Source organism: Geodermatophilus sp. SYSU D00684 (genome assembly GCF_054050455.1).
The window spans coordinates 133,273-151,317 of record NZ_JBJGZI010000011.1; the positions used below are offsets into that span (position 1 = coordinate 133,273).

Annotated in this window: 18 protein-coding genes and 1 tRNA gene; 14 read left to right on the top strand and 5 right to left on the bottom strand. The window is 77.7% G+C overall.

Translation table 11 applies throughout. From position 1 onward, the window contains the following. Positions 1-4: 4 nt before the first annotated feature. The 5 genes from ACI79L_RS10275 to ACI79L_RS10295 all read left to right on the top strand — a co-directional run bounded on the left by ACI79L_RS10275 (position 5) and on the right by ACI79L_RS10295 (position 5,076). The gene (locus tag ACI79L_RS10275) at positions 5-580 is read left to right on the top strand and encodes a PAS domain-containing protein (protein ID WP_456936687.1); all 576 of its coding nucleotides are present in this window, start codon (positions 5-7) and stop codon (positions 578-580) included. A gap of 1 nt (position 581) precedes the next feature. Then, complete coding sequence (locus tag ACI79L_RS10280; RefSeq protein WP_456936688.1) at positions 582-1,532, top strand: methyl-accepting chemotaxis protein; 951 nt, start codon at positions 582-584, stop codon at positions 1,530-1,532. Positions 1,533-1,666: 134 nt separating this feature from the next. Further along, the gene (locus ACI79L_RS10285; RefSeq protein WP_456936689.1) at positions 1,667-4,348 is read left to right on the top strand and encodes an ATP-binding protein; all 2,682 of its coding nucleotides are present in this window, start codon (positions 1,667-1,669) and stop codon (positions 4,346-4,348) included. Positions 4,349-4,410: 62 nt separating this feature from the next. Beyond that, positions 4,411-4,481, top strand: a tRNA-Gly gene (locus tag ACI79L_RS10290). A gap of 61 nt (positions 4,482-4,542) precedes the next feature. Further along, positions 4,543-5,076 (top strand): TOPRIM nucleotidyl transferase/hydrolase domain-containing protein, encoded by a 534-nt coding sequence (locus ACI79L_RS10295; RefSeq protein ID WP_456936690.1) that lies wholly within the window; start codon positions 4,543-4,545, stop codon positions 5,074-5,076. Between the two features lie 76 nt (positions 5,077-5,152). Here the strand turns inward: ACI79L_RS10295 and ACI79L_RS10300 are convergent, their stop codons facing one another. Next, positions 5,153-6,511: an aminotransferase class V-fold PLP-dependent enzyme gene (locus ACI79L_RS10300; protein ID WP_456936691.1), complete on the bottom strand. Its 1,359-nt coding sequence runs from the start codon at positions 6,509-6,511 to the stop codon at positions 5,153-5,155. A 127-nt stretch (positions 6,512-6,638) separates the two neighbouring features. Here ACI79L_RS10300 and ACI79L_RS10305 point away from each other — a divergent pair, with 127 nt between their 5' ends. From ACI79L_RS10305 to ACI79L_RS10320, 4 genes are all read left to right on the top strand, one after another. Further along, entirely contained in the window at positions 6,639-8,822 is a 2,184-nt protein-coding gene (locus ACI79L_RS10305; RefSeq protein ID WP_456936692.1) for a putative bifunctional diguanylate cyclase/phosphodiesterase, read from the top strand. Between the two features lie 71 nt (positions 8,823-8,893). Beyond that, the gene (locus ACI79L_RS10310; protein WP_456936693.1) at positions 8,894-9,706 is read left to right on the top strand and encodes a putative protein N(5)-glutamine methyltransferase; all 813 of its coding nucleotides are present in this window, start codon (positions 8,894-8,896) and stop codon (positions 9,704-9,706) included. Positions 9,707-9,757: 51 nt separating this feature from the next. Next, positions 9,758-10,240 (top strand): universal stress protein, encoded by a 483-nt coding sequence (locus ACI79L_RS10315; RefSeq protein ID WP_456936694.1) that lies wholly within the window; start codon positions 9,758-9,760, stop codon positions 10,238-10,240. A 67-nt stretch (positions 10,241-10,307) separates the two neighbouring features. After that, positions 10,308-11,960 (top strand): GAF domain-containing protein, encoded by a 1,653-nt coding sequence (locus tag ACI79L_RS10320; protein WP_456936695.1) that lies wholly within the window; start codon positions 10,308-10,310, stop codon positions 11,958-11,960. A 15-nt stretch (positions 11,961-11,975) separates the two neighbouring features. Here ACI79L_RS10320 and ACI79L_RS10325 read toward each other — a convergent pair whose 3' ends face one another. From ACI79L_RS10325 to ACI79L_RS10340, 4 genes are all read right to left on the bottom strand, one after another. Continuing rightward, positions 11,976-12,617, bottom strand: coding sequence for a response regulator transcription factor (locus ACI79L_RS10325; protein ID WP_456936696.1), 642 nt, complete (start codon positions 12,615-12,617; stop codon positions 11,976-11,978). A gap of 69 nt (positions 12,618-12,686) precedes the next feature. Further along, entirely contained in the window at positions 12,687-13,715 is a 1,029-nt protein-coding gene (locus ACI79L_RS10330; RefSeq protein WP_456936697.1) for a type III polyketide synthase, read from the bottom strand. A gap of 40 nt (positions 13,716-13,755) precedes the next feature. Beyond that, a complete protein-coding gene (locus tag ACI79L_RS10335) occupies positions 13,756-14,538 on the bottom strand; it encodes a methyltransferase domain-containing protein (RefSeq protein ID WP_456936698.1) in 783 nt (260 codons plus the stop codon). Between the two features lie 9 nt (positions 14,539-14,547). Further along, complete coding sequence (locus tag ACI79L_RS10340; protein ID WP_456936699.1) at positions 14,548-14,892, bottom strand: DUF3140 domain-containing protein; 345 nt, start codon at positions 14,890-14,892, stop codon at positions 14,548-14,550. Between the two features lie 104 nt (positions 14,893-14,996). Here ACI79L_RS10340 and ACI79L_RS10345 point away from each other — a divergent pair, with 104 nt between their 5' ends. The 5 genes from ACI79L_RS10345 (at position 14,997) to ACI79L_RS10365 (ending at position 17,886) form a co-directional block, all read left to right on the top strand. Next, entirely contained in the window at positions 14,997-15,587 is a 591-nt protein-coding gene (locus ACI79L_RS10345) for a DUF6328 family protein (protein ID WP_456936700.1), read from the top strand. Positions 15,588-15,620: 33 nt separating this feature from the next. Next, the gene (locus ACI79L_RS10350) at positions 15,621-16,547 is read left to right on the top strand and encodes a PfkB family carbohydrate kinase (protein ID WP_456936701.1); all 927 of its coding nucleotides are present in this window, start codon (positions 15,621-15,623) and stop codon (positions 16,545-16,547) included. Between the two features lie 70 nt (positions 16,548-16,617). Further along, positions 16,618-16,770, top strand: a complete 153-nt coding sequence (locus ACI79L_RS10355) for a hypothetical protein (protein WP_456936702.1) — start codon at positions 16,618-16,620, stop codon at positions 16,768-16,770. A gap of 149 nt (positions 16,771-16,919) precedes the next feature. After that, positions 16,920-17,060, top strand: a complete 141-nt coding sequence (locus ACI79L_RS10360; protein WP_456936703.1) for a hypothetical protein — start codon at positions 16,920-16,922, stop codon at positions 17,058-17,060. 151 nt (positions 17,061-17,211) lie between these two features. Continuing rightward, a complete protein-coding gene (locus ACI79L_RS10365) occupies positions 17,212-17,886 on the top strand; it encodes a TetR/AcrR family transcriptional regulator (protein WP_456936704.1) in 675 nt (224 codons plus the stop codon). The last annotated feature ends 159 nt before the right edge of the window (positions 17,887-18,045 follow it).

Genomic DNA, 18,045 nt, shown 5'->3' on the forward strand with positions numbered 1-18,045 from the left:
CCGCGTGCTGGACACCCACCCCCGGACCGCCCCGCGCGCCGGCCGCCTCGCCGTGCGGCCGACGGGTGAGGAGCGGACCTTCGCGGCCGAGGAGCTCATCGTCTCCAAGACCGACCCGCGCGGGGTGATCACGTACGCCAACGACGTGTTCCTGCGGGTGGGCGCCTACTCCCTCGACGAGGTCATCGGGCAGCCGCACAACCTCATCCGGCACCCCGAGATGCCGCGCGCGGTGTTCAGGCTGCTGTGGGACACCCTCGCCGCCCGCCAGGAGCTGTTCGCCTACATCAACAACCTGGCCGCCGACGGCGCGCACTACTGGGTGCTGGCGCACGTGACGCCGTCCTACGGCGCCGACGGGTCGGTCGTGGGCTACCACTCCAACCGCCGCCGGCCCTCCCGGCGGGCGGTGGACCGCGTCCGCCCGATCTACGAGCGCCTCCTGGCCGAGGAGCGGCGGCACCCGAACGCCCGCGCGGCCGTCGCGGCGTCGTCCGAGCTGTTCGACCGGCTGATCGCCGAGCACGCGGCGTCCTACGAGGACTTCGTGTGGTCGGTCGTCGCCCAGGAGGAGGACTGAGATGGCCCGCTCCCGCACCCGATCCGACGCCGCGGAGCTCGAGGTCTACCGCGCGTTCGTGCGGCGGCTGACCGAGACCTGCGAGGCGGCCGCGCGCGGCGACCTGGAGGCCCGCGCCGTGCCGGTCGACGGCTCGGACGCCGTGCCGGAGCTGGTCGCGCTGCGGCACGGCGTCAACCGCGCGCTCGACGTCAGCGACGCGTTCGTGCGCGAGTCCCGGGCGGCGCTGGCCGCCGCCGCCGAGGGCCGCTTCCACCGCAGCGTGCTGCGCACCGGGCTGCACGGCGCCTACCGGCACGCGGCCACCGACATCAACACCGCCCGCGACGCCATGCGCGAGACCGCCGGGCGGGTCACCGAGGCGCAGACCTCGCGGCTGCGGCTGGCCGACGCGTTCGAGTCGGTGGTGCTGGCGATGAGCGAGCAGGTCGCGACGGCGGCCACGGAGATGAGCGCGTCCGCCGCCGGGCTGACCAGCGCGGCGTCGGCGGCGTCGGCCGAGGTGGGCAACGCGACCGGCACGCTCGCCTCCCTGACCCGCACCTCGGCCGAGATCCGCGAGGTCATCGCCCTGATCGAGTCGGTGGCCGCGCAGACCCGCCTGCTGGCGCTCAACGCCACCATCGAGGCCGCCCGCGCCGGGGAGGCGGGCAAGGGCTTCGCCGTCGTCGCCTCCGAGGTCAAGGACCTCGCCGACCAGACCGCGCAGGCCACCGAGCGGGTGACCGCGCAGGTCGAGGCGATCCGCGCGGCCTGCGACGACGTCACCGCCGTCATCGGCTCGGTCGGCACCACGGTCACCGACATGAACGGCCTGGTCGACGGGATCGCCGCGGCGGTCGACGGCTCGGCGTCGCTGGGCACCGCGGACACCGACGTCACCGGCCTGTCGCAGATGGCCGAGCGGCTGCGCTCGGAGGCCACCGGGTTCCTGGCCGAGATGCGGCGCTGACCCCGGCACCGCCGGTGGGGTCCCAGGTCACGGATGTACCGTGCGAGCAGCGGGGAGCAGCTCGGCTCCCGAGGTCCTGACGCGGTGGCGGCGGTCCCGCCCGCGCGTCCGCACGGCTGTGCCGGGAGGTGTGCGTGGCTGCCGAACCCGTCGTGGGCGGTCGGGTCCGCGACGTCGCGCCGGGTCCCGGCACCGAGGACGTCTTCGCCGGCGGCAGCGAGAACGGGCGGCTGATGGCCGCCTTCGACTGGTCGACGACGCCGCTCGGCCCGGTGGAGACGTGGCCGGCGAGCCTGCGCTACGCCGTCCGCACCGTGCTGGCCTCCCGGTTCCCCATGATCCTGACCTGGGGTCCGGAGTACACGCAGTTCTACAACGACGCCTACGCCACGCTCATCGGCGCGAAGCACCCCAGCGCCATCGGCGACGACCTGCGGATCACCCTCGCCGAGGGCTGGGCCGCGCTGCAGGAGCCGGTCGAGCGGGCCATGGCCACCCGCGAGGCCTCGTGGATCCCCCAGCTCCTGCTGCTGCTCGAGCGCGCCGGCTACCGCGAGGAGACCTACTTCACCGTCTCGCACGCCCCCGCGTTCGGGGACGACGGCGAGGTGGCCGGGATGCACGCGGTGTGCACCGAGGTGACCCGCCAGGTGGTGGCCGAGCGGCGGCAGCGGCTGCTGCACGGGGTGGCCACCGCGGCGGGCCGGCGCGAGGACGAGCGCGACCTCGCCGTCCGGGTGTGCGGGGCGCTGGAGGCCGACCCGCTCGACGTGCCGCTGGCCGCGGTCTACCTGGCCGACGACGAGGGCCGGCTGCACCGGGTGGCCACCGCGGGCGTCGACGCCGCGGCGCTGCCGGCCGCGGTGGGCGCGGCGGCCGAGCTCGGCGCGGTCGACGTCGCCGCCCTGCAGGTGCCCGGCGGTCCGTTCGGCGACGAGGTGGAGCGGGCGGTCGCGCTGCCGCTGTCGGGCGGGGCGGGCCGCGAGACGGTGGGCGCGCTGCTGGTCGGCGTCAGCCCCAACCGGGCGCTGGACGAGGAGCACCGCACCTTCCACCAGCTGCTGGCCGCGCAGGTCGCCGGCGCGGTCACCGACGCGCGGGCCTACGCCGCCGAGCGCGCCCGCGCGGAGGCCCTGGCCGAGCTGGACCGGGCCAAGACGACGTTCTTCTCCGACGTCAGCCACGAGCTGCGCACCCCGCTGACCCTGCTGCTGGCCCCGATCGCCGACGCGCTCGCCGCGTCCGGCGGGGAGCTGCCGGAGCCGGTGCGCGAGCAGCTCGCCCTCGCCCTGCGCAACGGCCAGCGGCTCAAGCGCCTGGTCGACGACCTGCTCGAGTTCGTCAGCATCGAGGCCGGGCGCACCGCGGCGGTGCGGGTGGCCACCGACCTCGCCGCCTGCACCACCGAGCTGGCCGGCGTGCTGCGCGCCGCGGCCGAGCGGGCCGGCCTGACCCTCGACGTCGACTGCCCGCCGCTGCCCCGCCCTGCCGCGGTGGACCCGGGGATGTGGGAGAAGGTCGTCCTCAACCTGGTCGCCAACGCGGTCAAGTACACCTTCGTCGGCGGCATCACCGTCTCGCTGCGCGCCGAGGACGACGCGGTGGTCCTGCGGGTGGCCGACACCGGCGTGGGCATCCCCGCCGCCGAGCTGCCGGCGCTGTTCGAGCGGTTCCACCGGGTGGCCGGCTCCCCCGCGCGCAGCCGGGAGGGCACCGGCCTGGGCCTGGCGATGGTCCGCGAGCTGGTCGCGCTGCACGGCGGCACCGTGTCGGCGGAGAGCGAGCCCGGCACCGGGAGCACCTTCACCGTGCGACTGCCCTTCGGCGAGCCCGACACCGACACCCCGCCGCCCGCGTCGGCGCCCGCGGTCCGCGCGGCCGCGCTCACCCCGTGGGACGACGACCCGCGCCGGCCCACGCCGCCGTCCGACCCGCTGGGCACCGTGCTCGTGGTCGACGACAACGCCGACATGCGCGCCTACCTCACCCGGCTGCTGTCGCCGTCGTGGACGGTGCGGACGGCGGCCGACGGCGAGGCGGCCCTGGACGACGTCGCCCGGGTGCTCCCCGACGTCGTCCTGACCGACGTGATGATGCCGCGCCTGGACGGGTTCGGGCTGCTGCGCGCGCTGCGGGCCGACCCGGGGACGCGCGCCGTCCCGGTGGTCATGCTCACCGCGCGGGCCGGCCAGGAGGCCGCCGTCGAGGGCTTCGACGCCGGCGTCGACGACTACCTGCCCAAGCCCTTCGAGTCCGCGGAGCTGCTCGGCCGGCTGCGCGCGGTCCTCGAGCGCGCGCGGGGACGGCGGGAGCCGGCGCCCCCGGCCGCGCCGTCGCCGTCCGCCCCGGCCGTCCCCGCTCCCGCGCCGCCGCACCCCCGTGCCGCCGACGTCGTCCCGGCCGTCCCCGCGGCGCCGGCCCCGGCGCACCTCCCGGGCGCGACGACGACGGCCTGGCGGTTCCCCTCCAGCGCGGCGGCGATCCCGCCGCTGCGCCGCCGGCTGCGGGCGCTGCTCACCGACGCCGGCCTCGACGAGGACCGCGTCTACGACCTCGTGCTGGCCGCCTGCGAGGCCGCCACCAACGCGGTGGAGCACGCGCAGGACCCGCGCGAGCCGTACGTGGACGTCCGGGTGGCCGTCGACGACGGCGCGGTGGAGATCGCGGTGCGCGACCACGGGCAGTGGAAGGAGCGGACGTCGAGCATGGACCGCGGCCGCGGGTCGATGCTCATGAGCGCGTTCGCCGACATCACCGCGGTGCCGGGCCCGGAGGGGACCACGGTGACCATCCGCAGCCCCCGGCCCGCCGGCTGACCCCCGGCCTGCCGACCGATCCGGCCGTCCTTGCTACGCTGGCGTCCGGCCGTCAGGCCCTCGCGGGTGTAGTTCAATGGCAGAACATCAGCTTCCCAAGCTGACAGTGCGGGTTCGATTCCCGTCACCCGCTCTCCTCCGCTCCGCCCGGCAACCCGGTGGCCTCCCCGCCCCCCGCGTGGGACCGTCCGCCCGTGCCGCTCCCGCCCGTCCTCCGCACCGTGGTGCTCGTCGAGGGGGTCAGTGACCGCGAGGCCGTGCTGGCCGCCGCGCGGGGCCGGGGCCGGCACCTGGCCGCCGAGGGCGTGGACGTCGTCGCCATGGGCGGGGTGCACGCCGTGCGCCGCCACCTCGCCGCGACCGGTCCCGGCGTCCGCGTGGCCGGCCTCTACGACCACGCCGAGCGGGACGTCGTCCGCCGGGCGCTCGGGGTGCCCGACCCGGCGGCGGCGGGGTTCTTCGCCTGCGTCGCCGACCTCGAGGACGAGCTGATCCGGGCGGTGGGGACGGCCGGGGTCGAGGCGGCCGTCGCCGAGCACCGCGAGGCCCACGCGCTGGCCACCTTCCGGCGGCAGCCGGCGCAGCGCGGGCGGCCGGCCGAGGCGCAGCTGCGCCGCTTCCTCGGCACCACCAGCGGGCGCAAGGCCCGCTACGCGCACGCCCTCGTCGAGCGGCTGGAGCCCGCGGCGGTCCCGCCGCCGCTGCGCTCGCTGCTGGACCGCGTCTGAGCTGCCCGGCGCCGCCACGGGCGGCAGCGGACGACCGGCGTCCGCCGCACGGGCAGCTGCCGGACGCGGCACAGGGTCATGCCCCCAGCAGGACCGGCGTCCGCGCGTCGCCGGGCAGGTACTCGCCCCGCTCGTCGACGCGGTAGCGGGCGCTCTCCTCCGGCGTCGCCGCCACGGTGCGCAGCGCGGCCCCGAGCGCCGCGACGTCGTCGAGGGTCGTCCCGCGGTTGGCGCTGGCGCGCACGGCGCCGGGCAGCCGGACCTCGCCGGCCCGGGCCGCGTCGTGGAAGGCGCGGACCTGCTCCTCGCTCAGCTCCAGCAGGCGGGCCATGTACGGGTGGGCGCAGAAGCAGCCGCTGCGCACGCCGATCCCGAACTCCGCGGACAGCCGGGTGGCCACCAGACCGTGCGGGAGGCCGTCGAGGAGGAAGGCCGCCACCGGCAGCCGGTCCCCCGTCGCCGGGCCGAGGCGGCGCAGCCCCGGGACCGTCGCGAGCTCGGCGTCCAGCGCGGCGGTGAGGGCGCGCTCGTGGGCGAGCAGGCCGGGCCAGTCCTCGGCCAGCTCCTCGGCCGCGGCGGCCAGGGCGACCGCGCCGACGACGTTGGGCGAGCCGGCCTCGTCCCGGTCGGGGGCGCCGGCCCAGACGACGTCGTCGAAGGAGACCGCCCGGACCGCGCCGCCGCCGACCAGCAGCGGCTCGCCGCGGCCGAGCAGGCTCCGCGGGGCGACGAGCGCGCCGGCGCCGAAGGGCGCGTACGCCTTGTGCCCCGACAGGGCGAGGGCGTCGACGCCGAGGGCGGTCACGTCGATCGGCCGGTGCGGCGCCAGCTGGGCGGCGTCCACCACCACGAACACGCCGCGCTCCCGGGCGGCGGCGGTGATCGCGGCCAGGTCGGGCAGCCAGCCGGTGACGTTGGAGGCGCCGGTGAGGGCCAGGACGCGCGGGGTCGGGCGCTGGTCCAGCGCGGCGACGACGTCCTCGGCCGTGAAGGTCCCCCCGGCGCCGACCTCGACCACCCGCAGCCGCGCGGCGCGCCGCCACGGCAGGAGGTTGGCGTGGTGCTCGACCGCGGTGGTGAGCACCACGTCGTCCGGCTCGAGCGCGAGCCGGAACGCCAGCGTGTTCAGCGCCTCGGTGGTGTTGCGGACGAAGACGGCCTCGTGCGTGGCGGGGTCCGCCCCGACGAAGGAGAGCACGGTCTCGCGGGCGGCCTCGTAGCGGGCGCTGGTGTACCGGGACTTCGCGCCGGCGCCGCGGTGCACGCTCGAGTAGCGGGGCAGGAACTCCTGCACCGCGCGGGCCACCCGGACCGACGACGAGCTGGTGGCCGCGGCGTCGAGGTCGACGTAGCGGGTGAGCCCCCCGCCGGCCGTCGGGACGCGGACGTCCTCGCCGACGAGCCGGCCCGGGGAGGTGTCGGGAACCAGTCGCATGGGATCCCCATCGGCACGGTTCGGCCGGAATCGAGTCCGGCGCCGCGCCTCCTGCCCGCGCACCCCCCTGAGGGTGATCTCCGGGCACCGGCCTCAAGCGCCCGGGCACGGTGACGACGTCCTGGGCATGAGTGCCTTCCAGCTCCGGGTCGACGGCGACCGGCGACGGCCGCGGGGCTTCCGTCTCACCTCGCGGGTGTTCTGGGACCTCGCGGTGTGGATGGTCGGCCTCGGCATCGCGGTCGGGCTGGTGTTCCCGCCCTTCGCCACGGGCCTCGGGGTCCCGGCCCAGTACGCCGACCGCCCGGTGTTCCGGGCGGCCTGCCTCGGTGCCGGCTTCCTGGTCGGCGGGCTGAGCTACGCGCTGTGCCGGTGCCTGGTCGGCGGGCGGCTGGCCGTCCTCAGCACCCACCTGCACTCGGTGGCGCAGACCATCTCGCACGCCAGCCGGACCGGGGACTGGTCGCACTCGACCTCGCAGCGGATCACCGTGGACTCCGACGACCAGCTCGGCGAGACCGCCCGCGCCTTCAACAGCCTCCTCGACGCCCTCGAGGCGGGGGAGCACTTCCGGTCGCTGGTCCGCAACGCCTCGGACGTCATCACCGTCGTCGATCCCGCGGGCACCGTCACGTACCAGACGCCGTCGGTGGGCTGGGTCCTCGGCTATCCGCCGGGGACGCTGATCGGCACCGACGTCCACGACCTGGTCCACCCCGAGGACGTGCAGGTCTTCCGCGGGCACCTCGCCCGCGTGGTCGCCGGGGAGCCGCCGGCGACCTGGCCGGCCGCGCGCATGCGGCACCGCAACGGCTCCTGGCGCTGGACCGACACCGCCGCCCGCAACCTGCTCGACGACCCCGCCGTCAGCGGCATCGTGCTCACCACGCGCGACACCAGCGACCGCAAGGAGCTCGAGGACCAGCTGCGCGTGCAGGCCTTCCACGACCCCCTGACCGGCCTGCCCAACCGGGCGCTGTTCATGGAGCGCCTGCGCGCGGCGGAGGCGCGCGAGCGGGCCACCGGCACCGCCGCGGCGGTGCTGTTCCTGGACCTGGACAACCTCAAGACCGTCAACGACAACCTCGGCCACGACGGCGGCGACGCCCTGCTGCGGGTGGTCGCCCAGCGGGTCGGCGGCTGCCTGCGCCCCGAGGACACGCTCGCCCGCCTGGCAGGCGACGAGTTCGCCGTGCTGATGAGCGGCGCGCGCAGCGGCGAGCTGGCGCCCCAGGTGGCCGAACGGGTGCTGGCCGCCCTCGCCCAGCCGGTCCACGTCGCCGACCGCGCCGTCCGCGCCAGCGTCAGCATGGGCATCGCCACCTCGGCCACCTGCGCCGCCAGCGGCCTGGGCCTGCTGCGCGCGGCGGACATCGCCATGTACGTGGCCAAGTCCGGCGGGAAGGGGCGCTACGAGACCTTCCAGCCCAGCCACCACGCCGCCCACCTCGAGCGCGAGCGCCTGCTCGCCGACCTCTACCAGGCGCTGGACCGGCAGGAGCTCGTCCTCCACTACCAGCCGATCGTCGACCTGGCGTCGGCCACGACCAGCGGCTACGAGGCCCTGGTGCGCTGGCAGCACCCCACGCACGGGCTGGTGCCGCCGGCGCGGTTCATCGCGCTGGCCGAGGACAGCGGCCTGATCGTCCCGATCGGCCGCTGGGTGCTCCGGGAGGCCACCCGCCAGGCCGCCGCGTGGCAGCGCCCGGACGGCAGCGGCCCGCGGATGAGCGTCAACGTGTCGGTGCGCCAGTTCCAGCACCCCAGCCTCGTCGGCGACGTCGCCGAGGCGCTGGACCGCTCCGGCCTGGACCCGCGGCGGCTGACCCTCGAGATCACCGAGTCGCTGCTCGTGCAGGACGCCGCCGCCACCACCGGCAAGCTGGAGGAGGTCAAGGACCTCGGCGTCCGGCTCGCCCTCGACGACTTCGGCACCGGCTACTCGTCCCTGGGCTACCTGCGCCGGTTCCCCATCGACGTCCTCAAGATCGACAAGTCCTTCGTCGACGGCGTGGCCACGAGCCCGGAGGACCACGCCGTCATCGGCGCGATCGTGCAGCTGGGCCAGACGCTCGGCCTGGACCTCGTGGCCGAGGGCATCGAGACCGCCGACGAGCTGGCCGCGCTCCGCGGGCTCGGCGTCGGGTACGGGCAGGGGTACCACCTCGGCCGCCCCCTGCCCGCCGCGGCGCACGAGGAGGCGGCCACCGGGGCCGAGCGCCGCCGGCCGGACTCCCCGGGCGCCGCTCTGCGGGCCGCCCCCGTGCCCCGCGCCGCCGGGGAGGACGTCCCGGCCGCGTCCCCGCGCTGACCGCCCGGCACGGCCGCGCACCGGCGGCCGTGCCAGGGTCTGCCCGTGGACCCGTCCCGCGGAGGCCGGGGGTGAGCGCGGAGCCCTCCCCCGCGGCATCCGACCACCTCGTCGCGCGGCTGCGCGCCGCCGGGTGCGTCTTCGCCGAGGACGAGGCGCGCCTGCTCACCGCCGCCGCGGCCACCCCGGAGCAGCTCGACGCCCTCGCCGGACGGCGGGTGGCCGGGGAGCCGCTGGAGCACGTGCTCGGCGAGGTCGAGTTCTGCGGCCTGCGGGTCTCCGTCGGCCCCGGCGTCTTCGTGCCGCGCCGGCGCACCGCGGCCCTGGTCGAGCGGGCGGTGCAGGTGGCGCGGGCGGCCCGGGACCGGCACGGGCGGGCGCCGGTCGCGGTGGACCTGTGCTGCGGCTGCGGCGCGGTCGGCCTCGCGCTGGCCACCGCCGTCGAGCTGGCCGAGCTGCACGCCGCCGACGTCGACCCCGCCGCGCTGCACCACGCCCGGCGCAACCTCGCGCCCGTGGGCGGGCAGGTGCACGGCGGTGACCTGTTCGGCGCGCTGCCGGAGCGGCTGCGCGGACGGGTCGACGTCCTGGTGGTCAACGCGCCCTACGTGCCCACCGCGGCGCTGCCCCTCCTGCCGCCCGAGGCCCGCCTGCACGAGCCGCGGACGGCGCTCGACGGGGGCGCGGACGGCCTCGACGTGCACCGCCGCGTGGCCGCGGGCGCCCCGGGCTGGCTCGCCGCGGGCGGGGTCCTGCTGGCCGAGGCCGGGGATGACCAGGCGCCCGTGCTCGCCGCGGTGCTCGCCGCCGCCGGGCTGCGGGCCGACGTCCACGGCCCAGGGGAGGACGGCACCGCCGTCGTCACGGGGGCCCGCAGGCGCTGACCGGGCCCTTGGTCCCTGTCCGGATGCGCCGCGTGTCGCGAGGATCACTACATGGCAGATTCGACCGCTCCAGTTCCGCCCGGGGACCGGTCCGTTCCGCCCGTCGAGCCCGTCCGCCTCGTTCCCCAGCTGTCCCGCCGCCCCGCCCCCTCGCTCGTCGTCCACGTCGACGGCTCGGCCTCCGGCTACGGCGCGCTCGTGTGGGCGCTGCGCGAGGCGGCCCGGCGCGAGGGGACCGTGCTCGCCGTCGACGTCGTCGACGGTGGGGAGCGGACGCTGAGCGGACAGCGCGCGGCCGCGGAGCAGGCCCGCGCCGTGGCCCTCGAGCGGATCGAGGCCCAGGTCGTCCGCGCCATCGGCGAGACCGGCGTGACCGGCCGCGTCCGCATCGCCACCCTGGAGCGGCCGCTGCTCGAGGCCCTGGTCGGGGCCGGCCGCGGCGGTGACCTGGTGCTGGTGAACGGATCGGGACGCGCCCTCCTGCGGCAGGTCACGCCGCGCTCACCCGCCCGCCGCCTCGCCCACGGTGCGTGAGCCCCGTGGCGTGACTCCCCCGGCGGGCGACCAGCCCGGCGCACACCAGGGACCCTCCGGACGGGCCGTGACCCCGCCCGGCCCGGAGGGCGCACCGCCGGCGCTCGCCGCCGGCGTGCGGGCGGCCGCGGCCGGGGAGCACCTCGAGGCCACGCTGCACGCCATCGTCGAGGCGGCGGTCGCGCACGCCGACGCCCGCTACGGCGCGCTCGGCGTCCTCACCCGCGACGGGCGACGGCTGGACCGGTTCGTCATCGTCGGCATGGACGAGGAGACCCGCGGCGGCATCGACCGCCTGCCGGCCGGCGCCGGCATCCTCGGCCTGCTGGTCGAGCACCCGGAGCCGCTGCGCCTCGACGACCTGGGGTCCCACCCCGCCTCCGTCGGCTTCCCGGCCGGCCACCCGCCGATGCAGTCCTTCCTCGGGGTGCCGGTGTGCGTCCGCGACGCCGTCTTCGGTCACCTCTACCTGACCCAGAAGCGCACCGGCGGCCCCTTCACCGCGGCCGACGAGGAGGCGGTGCTGGCGCTGGCCGCCGCCGCGGGCCTGGCGATCGAGAACGCGCGGCTGGCCGAGGCCGCCGAGCGCCGCCGGGCGTGGGTGCAGGCCGGCACCGAGGTGGCGACCGAGCTGCTCTCGGGGGAGGACCCGGCCGAGGTGCTGCTGACGGTGGCCGAACGGGCCGTCGCGCTGAGCGACGCCGAGGCCGGGGCGCTGCTCATGGCGCAGGAGGGCGACCCCGAGGCGCTGACCATCGTGGCCTCGGCCGGCTACATGGCCGGCGAGCTCGACGGGGTGCGGGTCCCGCTGGAGGACACCCACGTCGGCCGGGTGCACCGCACCGGGCTGGGGGAGCTGGTGGAGGACGTCGCGGCGGACCCCGTGCTGGGCCGGCACGCCGAGGTCGCCGTCGAGCTCGTCCGCGGCGCCCGCTCCGCGGTCATCGCCCCGCTCGGCCCGGCCCTGGGGACCCTGGTCTGCCTGCGCCGCGCCGACCGCGAGCCGTTCGACGCCGAGGTCCTCGAGGCGCTGTCCGCGTTCGCCGGTCAGGCGGGGCTGGCACTGGAGCTGGCGCGCAGCCAGCGGCGCGAGCGCCGGCTGCAGGTGCAGGCCGACCGCGACCGGATCGCCCGCGACCTGCACGACCACGTCGTCCAGCGGATCTACGCGACGGCGCTGACGCTCGACCGCATCGGCCGGACGCTGGAGGACGTCGACCCCTACGCCGCCCGCCGCATCGGGCGCAGCGTCGACGAGCTGGACGGGACGCTGGCGCAGATCCGCTCGGCGATCTTCGGCCTCCACGACGACGTCGTCCCCGAGGGCCTGGCCGCGGGGGTGGCCGACGCCGTGCGGCAGGCCACCGAGGGTTCCCCGGTGCAGCCGGGGCTGCGACTGCGCGGGGACCTCGACGGCCTGCCCGCGGGCCTGGCCACCGACCTGCTGGCGGTGGTGCGGGAGCTCGTGACCAACGTGGTCCGGCACGCGGGCGCCAGCCGGGTCGAGGTGTCGGTCGAGGTCGGGGAGGACGGGCCGGGCGCGCCGGTGTCCGTCCGGGTCACCGACGACGGCCGCGGGCTGCCCGAGGTCACTCGCCGCAGCGGGCTGGCCAACCTGGCCGAGCGGGCCGAGCGCCGCGGCGGGCGGCTGACCGCGACCGGGGGCCCGGCCGGCACCCAGGTGAGCTGGACGGTGCCGGGGCGGGCGCAGCGGTCCTGAGCGCGCGGCCCCCGGTCAGGAGGACCGGCGGCCGCGCAGCTCGGTGGCCAGGATCGCGGCCTGGGTCCGCCGCTCCAGCCCCAGCTTGGCCAGCAGGTGGCTGGTGTAGTTCTTGACCGTCTTCTCGGCCAGGCCCATCCGCTCGCCGATCTGCCGGTTGGTCAGCCCCTCCCCGATGAGCATGAGCACGGTGCGCTCCTGCTCGGTGAGCGCGGCCAGCCGCCGGTCGCCGTCCGGCCCGGCCGCCGGCCGCCGCCCCGGCCAGCCGCCCAGCGTGCCGCCGCCCGCGACCGTGTGCACCGCCGAGACCAGGTCCGCGCCGCGCACCTGCTTGACGACGTAGCCGGCCGCCCCCGCCGACGCGGCCGCGGCGACCGCCGCCTCGTCGGCGTAGCTGGACAGCACCAGGCAGCGGACGCCCGGCAGCCGCTCCGCCAGTCGGCGGATCAGCTCGGCGCCGTCGCCGTCGGGCAGCCGCATGTCCACGAGGACGACGTCGGGCCGGACCGCCGGGCAGCGGGCCAGGGCCTCCGCGACGCTCCCCGCCTCGCCGACCACCGCGAGCCCGGGGTCGTCCTCGAGGACCTCGGCCACGCCGCGGCGCACCACCTCGTGGTCGTCGACGAGGAACACGCGGACGGACGCACCGGTGACCATGACCGAACCCCCTCCTCGATCGTGATCGCGATCACAGAGGGTAGTGCGGGAACAGGCGGTTCCGGGAGGTCAGGTCGGCAGGAGCAACGCTGCGTACAGGGTCAACCCCGGACCGAAGGCCATCGCGACCACCGGGCCCTCGACGTCGGCCAGTTCCTGCAGCACCAGCAGCACGGTCGCCGAGGAGCAGTTGCCGTGCTCGGCCAGCACCCGGCGGGACGCGGCGACGTGCGACTCGGCGAGGCCGAGCTCGTCACGGACGACGTCGATGATCCGCGGGCCCCCGGGGTGCACCGCCCACCCGGCGACGTCCTCGACCCGCAGTCCCGCGCCGTCGAGCAGCTCCGCGACGACGTCGCCCACGTGCCGGGACAGCACGTCGGGCACCCGCGGGGACAGGCCCATGCGGAAGCCGAGGTCGGTGACGTCCCAGGTCATGTGGTCTGCCGTGGAGGGGTCGGTGCGCGCGACCACGCCGGCCAGCCGCCGCCCGCGCCCGGCGCCGGGCTCGACGACGACGGCGGCCGCGGCGTCGGAGAACAGCGCGTGCGCGACCACCTGGTCCAGGTCCCGCTGGGCCGGCTGCACGTGCAGGCTGGTCAGCTCGCAGCACAGCAGCACGGCCGGGCGGGAGCGCGCGGTCACGAAGTCACCGACGGCGGCCAGCCCGGGCAGCGCGGCGTAGCAGCCCATGTGCCCGACCAGCAGCCGCTGCAGGCCCGCGGGCATGCCCAGGTCGCTGGCCAGCCGGATGTCCAGCCCGGGGGTGGCGTACCCGGTGCAGGTGGCGACGGCGAACAGGCCGACGTCGCCCGGCGCGAGGCCGGCGTCGTCGAGCGCCCCGGCGACCGCCTGCTTCCCCAGCGGCAGCGCCTCCTCCACGTAGCGGGCCATCCGGGCGCCGGTGCTCCACCGGCTGAGGTCCTCGTCGACCGGGTTGGCCACCGCGTGCCGGGTGCGCACGCCGGCACTGGCCCAGATCCGCCGGGCGGCGCGGACGCCCTCGTAGTGCCGGGCGAAGAAGCCCTCCCACGCCGCGTCCTGGTCGAGGGTCGCCGGGAGGGCGGCCCCGGCGCCGGTCAGCACGGCGGCGCTCACCCGCGGGGCTCCCGGGGGAACGCGCTGCTCAGCGAGGTGATCACGCCCCGACCGTACGGGCGGAGGCGGTGCGGCGCTCCTCGGGTGGCGTGCCGTCACCCGGCGGACGCGCAGCGTCGCGCCGGCGGCCGTGGCCGGCGAACAGCACCGCCGTCGTGGGCAGCTCCCGCATCCGGACGACGTCGCGCCGGCCGAGCCGCCAGGCGACCAGGTCGCGCACCGACGGGCGCAGCCCCACGAGCCGCAGGTCCAGGCCGAGGCCGTCGGCGGCGGCGAGCAGCCGGCGCCGGTCGACGAACAGCGCGGGGTCGTGGATGCCCGGCGGCGGCCCGCCGGGGACCCGCTCCATGAGCCGGACGGCGATCAGCTCCGCCAGCCGGGTCGCGGCGATGGCGTCGATGACCAGCGTGCCGCCGGGGCGGAGCAGCCGCGCGGCCTCGGCGAGCACCGCGACGTCGTCGGCGACGTGCTCGAGGATCTCCCCGGCCACGACGACGTCGGCGCACCCGTCCCGCAGCGGCACCGCGAGCACCGAGCCGCGGACGGCGCACACCCCGTGCCGGGCGGCCACCGCCAGCCCGGCGGCACCCAGGTCCACGCCGACGTGCCGGTAGCCCAGGCGGGCGGCGTGCGGCGCCATGAGCCCGCCGCCGCAGGCGAGGTCGACCAGCAGGGCGCCGGGGGCCGGCGCCGGGGGGATGTACCGGGCCCGGTGGGCGGCCAGCCAGTGCAGCATGGCGAAGCCGCCCGAGACCTCCCACCACTGGTCGGCCAGGTCGTCGTACTGGGCCGGGTCGTTGCGGCGGGGGTCGTCGATGCGCACGGGGCGGGGTCAGCCCTTCTTCAGCGGGTCGTGGCCCCAGTTCATCAGCGAGTACCGCCACCTGGAGTCCTCGACGTCCTCCTTCGCCGGCTCCTGGGCCAGGTGTCGCTGGACGTAACCGTGGACCTTCCGCATGTGCGCGTAGTCGTCGTCGGTGAGGTCGCCCTCCTCCTTGTGCAGGAGCTCGACGATCCGCCGGCCGGACTCGTGCCCGGTGGACTCCCCCGACCCGCCGCTCTTCTGCCCCACGGACCGCGACTCGTCGGTGTCCAGCCACCTCTCCAGCTCCGAGGCGCTCATGTTGACCGCCTCGTCGAAGCCCTCCCTGATCGCGTCCCGGTCGTCCTCGGCCACGGCCCCTCCTCGGTCGGTCCTCCCCGGGCGGTACCGCGGGCCGGACCTCGGGAAACGGCGCACGGGCCCGGGTAGGCGGCCGCCGTCCCGGGTACCCGGGGGACGTGGGGCCGGGCGAGGACGGCAACGGGAGGACGACGACGCGCGGGCGCGCCGGCGGCTTCGACGTCTCCACCGCGACCCAGAACGCCGCGGCCCGCGGGGAGAGCCTCGACCAGGTCCTCGACCGCAACCTCGCCGAGCTGCTGCAGGAGCTGCGCGTCGCGATCACCGGCGTCCAGGTGCTGTTCGCCTTCCTGCTCGGCCTGGCCTTCACCCAGCGGTTCACCGAGCTCGACGGCTTCCAGCTCACCGTCTACACCGTGACGCTGCTGGCCTCGGCGCTGGCGACGGTCGCCCTCATCGCCCCGGTCGCCTTCCACCGGCTGGTGTTCCGCCGGCGGCGCAAGGCGGTGCTCATCGTGGTCGGCGACCGGCTGCTCCTGGTCGGCCTGGCGCTGCTGGTGCTGGCGATCAGCTCCGGCGTGCTGCTCGTCCTCGACGTCGTCCTGGGCCGCGGGCCCGGCGTCGTCGCCGGGGTCGGCGTCCTGCTCGTCGGGACGGCCACCTGGTACGGGCTGCCCCTGTGGGCGCGGCGCGCGGACACCGCCTCGGAGCCCGGCCCGCGGTACGAGGGGGAGCGGCCCGCAGACTGAGCGCCGTCGTCGCCGCGCTCCCGGAGGTCGCCCGTGTCCGTCACCGTCGTCGGCAGCCTGAACGAGGACGTGCTGGTCGCGGTCGGGCGGCTGCCCGGGCGGGGCGAGACCGTCGTCGGGCGGGAGGCGGTGCGCGCCCCGGGCGGCAAGGGCGCCAACCAGGCGGCGGCCGCGGGGCGGCTGGCCGCGTCCGGGGTGGCGATGGTCGGCCGGGTGGGCGACGACCCGGCCGGGGAGCGGCAGCGGGCGGCGCTGGCCGACGCCGGGGTGGACACGGCGCTGGTCCTCCCCACGCCGGGGCAGCCGACCGGCTCGGCGACGATCCCGGTCGAGGACGGCAGCGGGGAGAACCTCATCGTCGTCGTCCCGGGGGCCAACGGGGAGCTGACGCCGGACGACGTCGACGTGCCGGCCGTGCACCGGGCCGCGGTGGTGCTGCTGCAGCTCGAGGTGCCGCTGGCCACCGTGCAGGCGGCCGCGGACGCGGCGTCGGGCACCGTCGTGCTCACCCCCGCGCCGCCGCAGCCGCTGCCGCCGGAGCTGCTGCGGCGGGTGGCGGTGCTGGTGCCCAACGAGCACGAGCTGGTGCAGCTGGCCGGCGCGGACCCCGGGCCGCGGACGCCGGCGGAGCTGGCCTCCCTCGCCCGCACCCTCGGCGCGGCGGCCACCGTGGTGACCCTCGGCGCCCGGGGGGCGCTGGTGGTGCCGGAGGACGGCCCGGTGCTGCTGCAGGCGCCGCCGCCGGTCGAGCCCGTGGACACCACCGGCGCGGGCGACTGCCTGTGCGGCGCGCTCGGCGCCGCCCTGGCGCGGGGCGCAGACCTGGCCGGCGCGGTGCGCGAGGCGGTCGCGGCGGCGGCCCTGTCGACGACCGGGCCGGGGGCGCGGGGCGCCCTGCCCGACGCCGACGCCGTCCGGGCGGTCCTGCCGCGGGTGCCCGCGGCGACCCGCGTGGACTGAGCCGGGGTTGGCGGGCGCGCAGGTGGGCAAGGCCTCCCCGACCGCACCGCCGCATCCCGAGGAGGACGCCGTGACCGAGCCCGAACGGCCGCCGCGCACGCCCGAGCGCGCGGAGGGCGACCCGCCCGGCGACGAGGGGGACGCCGGGCGCACCCCGCGTTCCGAGGAGCCCGCCGAGGGCCGGCCGCTGGGCGACGGCCCCGCCGAGAGCCCCGACGTCTGACCGGACGGACCCGTCCCACCCGGGGGCGCGGCGCGGCCCGGCGACCCGGCCGTGCCGCGCCCCGGGGTGACGCACGTCTCACCGCCCGGGTGGGTGTGGCCTCCGTCCGGGGCTGTCTCCGCAGGCCGGGGAGGGGCAGGCTGGCCCGCATGGACCAGGTGCAGCCCGAGGACCGGACCCCCGACGACGCCCCCGGCACCCCGCCGGCCCCGGGGTCCGGCGCCGACCGGACGGCCGCCGAGCGCGTCGTCCGACTGCTGGCCAACCCGCGCCGCACCCGCCGCGCCTGACGTCGCACCGGACGCGTCGTCACAGCGGTCCCACCGTTCACCACCGCCCCGACCTGCGCGTTCGCCCCTCGGCACCCACGAGCGCGCAGCCGTGCCGGGTGCCCGGCGTGCCGCGAACTGATCCGTCACGGCAGGCGGCACGATCCCCCGTGTGACCGCCGCCGCCCTCTCCTTCGCCGACGCCGACGCCGACGCCGACAGCCCCTCCCCGGTCCGCCGCAGCCGCGCGGAGCGGGAGGCGATCGTCCTCGACACCGCGGAGCGGCTGTTCTCCGCCCGCAGCTCGCGCAGCGTCGGCATGGACGAGCTCGTCCGCGAGACGGGCCTGGGCAAGATGACCGTCTACCGGCTCTTCAAGAGCAAGGACGAGCTGGTCGGCGCCTACCTGGCCCGCAAGGCCGCCACGGTGCTCGGTCACATCGACGAGCTCCTGCTGCTGCACGAGGACGACCCGCGCGCCGCGCTGCTCGCCGTCGTCGAGTACGTCGACGCCGACGTCACCCGCGCCGGCTTCCGCGGCTGCCCGTTCACCAACGTCAGCAGCGAGTACGACGACCCGGCGCACCCGGCCCGCAGCGCGGCCGCCGACTACAAGTTCGAGCTGCACGCCCGCCTCGAGCGGCTGGCCGAGCAGGTCGCCCCCGGCTTCGGCGAGGACCTCGCCGCCCAGGTCCACCTGGTCATCGACGGCATGTACCTCTCCGGCGGCCTGCTCGGCCCCGACGGCCCCGCCGCCCACGGGCGCGCGCTGGCCGAGCAGCTGACCGACGTCGCGGTCGCCACCTCCGCCGCGGTCGCCACCGGGCCGGTGGCCGTCCCCGCCTGACCCGGCGCCCGGCGGGCGGTCGCCCCGCTCGCCGGGGGGGGGGGGGGGGGGGGGGGGCGGGGGGGGGCGGGGGGGGGGGGGGGCGGGGGGGGGGGCGGGGGCCGGGGCGCGGGAGGGCCGCCCCCCCCCCCCCGCGCCCGCCCCGCCGCGGGGCGCGCC

Coding starts and splice junctions, on each gene's coding strand:
- ACI79L_RS10360 (WP_456936703.1), top strand. CDS start 16,920: ATGGACCAGGTGCAGCCCGAGGACCGGACCCCCGACGACGCCCCCGGC.
- ACI79L_RS10315 (WP_456936694.1), top strand. CDS start 9,758: ATGGCAGATTCGACCGCTCCAGTTCCGCCCGGGGACCGGTCCGTTCCG.
- ACI79L_RS10300 (WP_456936691.1), bottom strand. CDS start 6,511: ATGCGACTGGTTCCCGACACCTCCCCGGGCCGGCTCGTCGGCGAGGAC.
- ACI79L_RS10325 (WP_456936696.1), bottom strand. CDS start 12,617: ATGGTCACCGGTGCGTCCGTCCGCGTGTTCCTCGTCGACGACCACGAG.
- ACI79L_RS10280 (WP_456936688.1), top strand. CDS start 582: ATGGCCCGCTCCCGCACCCGATCCGACGCCGCGGAGCTCGAGGTCTAC.
- ACI79L_RS10305 (WP_456936692.1), top strand. CDS start 6,639: ATGAGTGCCTTCCAGCTCCGGGTCGACGGCGACCGGCGACGGCCGCGG.